6 protein-coding genes and 1 pseudogene are annotated in these 6,119 nt (G+C 38.2%); all 7 read right to left on the reverse strand.

Annotated features, from left to right (window positions below):
• The coding region (locus tag BF12_RS0110225; protein WP_024951927.1) for an ISAs1 family transposase at positions 1 to 304 on the reverse strand (304 nt) is incomplete at its 3' end.
• Between the two features lie 24 nt (positions 305 to 328).
• On the reverse strand, positions 329 to 649 hold the full coding sequence (locus BF12_RS22020; protein ID WP_156941163.1) for a hypothetical protein: 321 nt from the start codon (positions 647 to 649) through the stop codon (positions 329 to 331).
• Between the two features lie 138 nt (positions 650 to 787).
• Complete coding sequence (locus BF12_RS21675; RefSeq protein WP_084488070.1) at positions 788 to 1,588, reverse strand: glycosyltransferase family 2 protein; 801 nt, start codon at positions 1,586 to 1,588, stop codon at positions 788 to 790.
• Complete coding sequence (locus BF12_RS0110230; RefSeq protein WP_084488071.1) at positions 1,581 to 2,423, reverse strand: polysaccharide pyruvyl transferase family protein; 843 nt, start codon at positions 2,421 to 2,423, stop codon at positions 1,581 to 1,583. The genes BF12_RS21675 and BF12_RS0110230 overlap by 8 nt, the downstream gene beginning before the upstream one ends.
• Entirely contained in the window at positions 2,413 to 3,429 is a 1,017-nt protein-coding gene (locus BF12_RS0110235; protein WP_156941164.1) for a glycosyltransferase, read from the reverse strand. Before BF12_RS0110235 ends, BF12_RS0110230 begins: the two co-directional genes overlap by 11 nt.
• 277 nt (positions 3,430 to 3,706) lie before the next feature.
• Positions 3,707 to 4,562 (reverse strand): annotated as a pseudogene (locus tag BF12_RS21680) (IS5 family transposase).
• A 102-nt stretch (positions 4,563 to 4,664) separates the two neighbouring features.
• Positions 4,665 to 6,119: ABC transporter ATP-binding protein (locus BF12_RS0110240; protein ID WP_035159823.1), on the reverse strand; the 1,455-nt coding region annotated here is incomplete at its 5' end.

The following is a 6,119-nucleotide window of genomic DNA, read 5'->3' on the forward strand; positions in this document are numbered from 1 at the left end:
CAGTCACGTCATGGCAACTTTTCATCCACTCAGCGAATGCAGTTTGCAGCTGCTCAGCATTCACCAGGGCCATCACCCTGGCCAAGGTATCGTGACTCGGCACGCCAGCCTCAAAATCGCCGTACTGGCGAAGAAAGTCCAACTTCGCGTGGCCAAAATCTTCGATTTCATCCCAACCTTCTGCACCACAGATCACCGCACAGACGATCAGAAACAAGATATCCGACAGCTGATGCTTCACTTTCCACGCCTGGCGGAAGTCGGGAACAATCGATAAATGGTGCATAAGAGACGGTGTCAGCATCGGACCATCCATGAGCGAAAGCTGCTAAATGACCACATGAGGTCCTTTTGGTAAAGCGCTACGAGGCCCGTCGTAGAGCGGTTTTTCATGCATTTTCCCTGGCTTATTAAACTGGTAAGCAAAAATTAATATTTGTTTTGGTAACCCAAGTATAGAATTTTTACTAGGAACATAAATATTTTCAACTTTAACGCCGGGAGGCGTGTATCTATCTGTAATTGTATCAAACTCACAAAACTTACAATATGTAACAGAATGGCCTTGAGTCAGTAATTCTGCTGCTATAGAGTCAATCAAAGACCAAATCGAATGAGCATTTGCACGATCAACGAAACAATAATTCAAGTCCACCTCCGCATATAATTTATTAACCTCTTTGGCATTTGTGAATAAAAGCTTGGATATTTGAGCGACATTAAGAATGCTTGTAAATATCGATTTTTCTTTAAGTTGTCTACAACTGCGCCATAAGCAATCGATCTTTTAGCTAAGGTCATATTTTTTTTTTATGATAGTATAATATTCTTGATTACAAATGATGTCTTCATTATTAATAAGCGAAGTATATAAAGAAAGTATTCCCTTATACAATTTAACACGGTCAGAAACTAAACTACCTTGTCGTATTAAAACATAATAATATGCTGTTGATAAAATACTAAATTTATGTCCTGAACTACTGAGTCTTAATAGTAAATCATAATCTTCACCATAGATTATTTTCTCATTATAAACATAAGGCAATGTATTCAAAATATTACGTTTAAATATTGGTTGAGCGATACCTATTTCAGGATATTCTAACAAGTTTTTAAAACTTACTCCCGTAGGTCCCGAAAGAGTTTTTAAAGATAGAGCTGAATCAGATCTTAATCCAATTTTTTCTTTCTTATTACTTAATATCTGATCGTCGGATACTATATCACTTGAAGTGTCAAGGGCAAAATCTATTAGGGTTTTAAGTCTAATAGTATCAAACCAGTCATCAGCATCTAGTATAGCTACCCACTCTTTCGTTGAATGTTCTATAGCGATATTTCGAGCGTTGCTAGCCCCTTGATTAGCATTCAGCTTGATATACTTAATTCTCGCATCGTCAATGGAAGATAATATTTTATGTGTATCATCTGTAGAGCAATCATCTACAATTATCACTTCCACATTACAGCTTTCTTGATGTAAAGCCGATTTTACTGATTTTTCAATGTAGTCTCGACAATTATAAGTAGCAATAATCACACTTACGTCATATACACCCTCTTTATTAATTGGACATTTATTCATTATCAAAGTTAATACCTTTTTGCAAAAAAGGACAGCTTTCTAATAACTTCTTTATTATAAATTCGTCTATTTTGCTTACTCTACATTTTTCAGATATTTTGTATATATTATCAATATTGCTCACATGATAACTAGGATTATAGTTACAATCAATCCCAGAATAATAATCTTTGAATTTGAAATCACCTCCTGTAATATCATTATTAATAGCAATCCTGCAGGAGGGTATGGAGTAAGCATCGGCTGCTATCAAACCATGTAGAGAGCTCGATAAAATTACATCGCAGGAAAGTAATTCATCTATAAAAGTTTCAATACTTTGCTCTATATTTATAATTTTTATATTTTTATCTATGATCCTGTTTTTTTCAAAAAAAGCTTTATCAGTATAGTGAGGAATTATACCTATAGAGTATTTTTGTTCTATATTTCTTGGATTGTAAATATATGGCATGATTAGAGCTGGGTCTCCTAATACATTAGGGCAGTCTATCTCTTGTTGAAGCAAAATATTCCTCGTGAGTTGTCCTCTTACTGCATGTACCTTCTTAGGCTTGAAGCTAAGACGTTCGGCTTCACTCATAAAGCCAGGCCCCCAAATTTCAGCAACCCCGTTGCGGTAATGCCCCCAAGAAAGTATGCTCCCTACAACCATATATTCTGTCTTTTTTGTCAATCCTATTCTTTGTGTTATTTTATTAAAATTATATTTGGGATAAAGTACATTTACAGCTCTTTTACCTGAGAGTTTGTTTATTAGATATGGATTAAGAGCATCACCCCAATTTTTAGTAGGCTGATACCATCTTGCTAAAATAGTACTATTAAACTTCATATCTGATTACCCTTTTAATAAATTTCTTAAATGCTTTTAAGTTATTATTTGTTTTCCTAACCTCTATAAAATCATAACAATCTTTATCTCGGATGATTTCGAAATAGTTTAAAATATTTATTAATATAGTTGATATCCTTTTATTAAAACTTTCTTCCGAGTATTTACTCCTAATACCTTCAATTACTTCATTGTTTTTATTCGACCAAAAATTTATTTCATGAGCTACTCTCGCGTAATCATACTGTAGAGAGTGAACTTCTATTTGAAACATATTGAACCCTGGGTCCATATGATCTACAAGACCGCCATTTAGATTACTAAATACAGTAGCACCACACATGGCAGCCTCTAACGGCTGCAAACCGAAGCCCTCTCCCCAGCTTTTACCAGTTTGATTATGCTCTCTAGATGAGTATATATATACTTTTGATGAACAATAATCTTTGATAAGCTCTTCTTTATCGATAAATTCATCGATAACTTTGACATTAAAGTTTTTACTAAGTTTAGGTATAAGCTTTTCTTTAACGTAATGTGTTGACTTTCTACTTACAAATAACACATCAATTAATCTTTCTTTACTTTGGTCAAGATTATTAATATTTAGAATGGGTGGTAATAAGTATACATGATTGAAAGGTTTTTGATGTAGCCAGTAGTTCATAACACTTCTGCTTACACAAATAATGGGCACGTTGTTAGGTATAGTTATATCCCAACCACTACTTTGTGCAAAATATATAATATTTTGAGGAGTTTGATTGATAACGTTGATCTTATTTATTATTTTTTCTACATCTGGGCCCCAAGTTACGACATACACATTAACTCCAGTGTCATTGATTAAATTTTTAGCTAATGCATCTTCTGTAACTTCATTATAAAATACTATTTCTGACTCATAAAGGTTGGATGTACTCTTATAAAAGTCCATAGCAACATTGAATCCACCTCCTTGGTAATCGCTTGTAGAGCCAGGGAACAAAAAAACTATTTTTCTCATTTATACACCAATAATTATCTTGATTTAATTTTTACAATGAATTATTTTTTGATAATGTAACTTGTCCATATCTAGCAAAGTACGGTATGGTGGGACGCTACAAAAATCCTCTGTAGCCGATGTCAATTAATCGAAGGCATTGTATCACCAGCACAAGCAATGAGTGGCTCAGAATAGATGTAGGTAGAAAATGGCATTTATTATTTCTTAACTCTGGCATCAAGTGGCGTGACAGACATCGTTCAAGAACATTAAGGCCCTTTGGACGCTGCTTACGCTAGGTTCTGTACGAAAAGTCGGCTCGTTGACAGCGGCGTATGCAAGCTACACATACCATCGCATAAAAGCTACGGGCCAACTTCTCATATCGCGTCGCAATACGACGGACCTCTTTCAACCAACTGAAAGAGCGCTCCACGATATTTCGCTGACGGTACATGGGTTTATCGAAACCCCGGAGGAGACCTGGACGGGGTATTCGCTTCATCTTTCGTTGAGCGATGATTGGCTTGATTCGAACGCGGTCGCAGTAACGGCGCAACTCATCACTGTCATAGCCCTTGTCTGCCACTATGTAGCGGCAACGCTTTCGTGGCCGGCCACGACTCCCCGGTAGATGAACCTTTTCCAGAGTGGGCATGAAGTACCGCGTATCCGATTCTTGCCCCGCCGACAGCGTGAAGTCGATGGACCAACCAAAGCGATCACAGATCAAATGGATTTTGGTTGTGATGCCGCCACGACTCCGGCCCAACGCATGGTCTAAGGGTTCTTCAGATCCCCCTTTTTACCTCCACCAGCGGAGGCGCGTGTTGCACGAACGGCGGTTGAGTCGATCATCCAGGTCTCGAGACCCATCAGGCCATCTTCGCGAAACCGCAGTTGAAGCCGCCACAAGACTGCCTCAAAGGTACCGTCATCACGCCATTGTCGAAATCTGGCGTAGACAGTGCTCCAAGGGCCATAACGTACGGGGAGGTCACGCCACTTGGCGCCAGAGCAGAGGGCTCAAAAGATACCGTTCAGCGCATCTGACTGTCGTCTTTCCTGAGCCTGCCCATCGATTGAGCCGGTGAGACAATGTCTTCGAGCAACTGCCAGTGGCTATCCGAGATTTCGTAGCGTCCTGTCATACCGCACCTATGCCGAATGTGCATGGGTCACATTAGCAAAAATGACTTTTCGTACAAAACCTAGGCAAGATCAATATACCCAAAAGTTATAATTTTAAAACATTAGGAGTGCTCTACCATCTTACTAAACATATCATTATTCTTGGTCAGCTCAACAAACGTTCCGGAGGCCTCAACTTTGCCATCTTTCAGTAAGTATAATTCATCACATTGCTTGACCGTCGCCAATCTATGCGCAATCATGATTATAGTCTTTTTTCCTGAAAAGTGGTGTATCGCATCCATTATCAGCTTCTCGGTAATGCCATCGAGAGCACTTGTTGCCTCATCAAGTACGAGCACGTCGGCATCATGATACAGAGCACGTGCAATACCTATACGTTGGCGCTGACCGCCTGATAATTGTACTCCCCTTTCTCCTACAACTGTGTCAATGCCTTCCGGAAGACTATCAATAAGATCTTTCAAATGAGCCACCTTGACTGCTCTTGTAATCGCACTATCATCGATATCGTGTGGACTTAATCCAAATGCGATATTCTCCCTGATACTACTATCAGAAAGAAAAATTGCCTGGGGAACAAACCCAATACTATTTTGCCACACTCGATTAATTTTCTCATCTACAACCTCTCCATCGATGACAAGTTTACCGTTTGTAGGCTGGATTAAACCAAGAAGTATATCGATAGCAGTAGATTTACCAGACCCTGATGCCCCAACTAACCCTACAATCTTATTCGCCGATATTTTTATAGTTATATCATCTAAAGCTGCCGTTTTTTTATTAGGATAGTAGTGTGTAATACCTTGTAGACTTATATTATACTTAGGCTTGAGCGTTTCTCTAAAGCTGTAGCGACTGCATAGACTTGCTTCGTCACTATTAAGACTTTCTTTTAAGTCAAATGAGATATCTTCAAAGGCTGCTATATTTCCACGAATATTTGTTAGACTTGTATAAATCTGCTGAAAGGCTGGTAATAACTTGAATCCAGCCAAAGCGTAAACTGAAAGAATTGGTAATATTTCACCAAGATTTCCATCATGAGCAGACAACAAGAACAGAATGAGGAAAACAACACTGCCAAATGCGATAAACTCTAGAGCGTAGCGTGGGACTAACCCCAAAGCCAAGTTAGTACCTTGAGATTTGGCAAATTTTTCACTCGCTTGCGTATAGCGATCAACAAATACTTTTTGTCTCCCTAGCAACAAAACATCTTTTATGCCTCCAAGTCCCTCAGCAAGGAGTTTTAACCTGAGTTTCTGCATCTTCGTAACGAAATCACCATTCTGTTTCAGTTTATTTTTGACAGTACGAAAAAGTATAAAATAAACACCGATAAATACTCCGATACCTGTTACGGCTACCCAAGGATTATAAACTAATATAGCTAATGATATAAAAAGTACTAAGACGATTTTGGCATTCATCTGCATCAAAGGATTGATTATACTGTTCGTAATACGTAAGCACTCCTGGGAAGTACGATTAACAAGAATATTACTATTTCCACTAGCGTGAAAAACCCAGGATTGATGCATATAGTGACG

It is taken from the genome of Cobetia crustatorum (assembly GCF_000591415.1).
GTDB lineage: Bacteria > Pseudomonadota > Gammaproteobacteria > Pseudomonadales > Halomonadaceae > Cobetia > Cobetia crustatorum.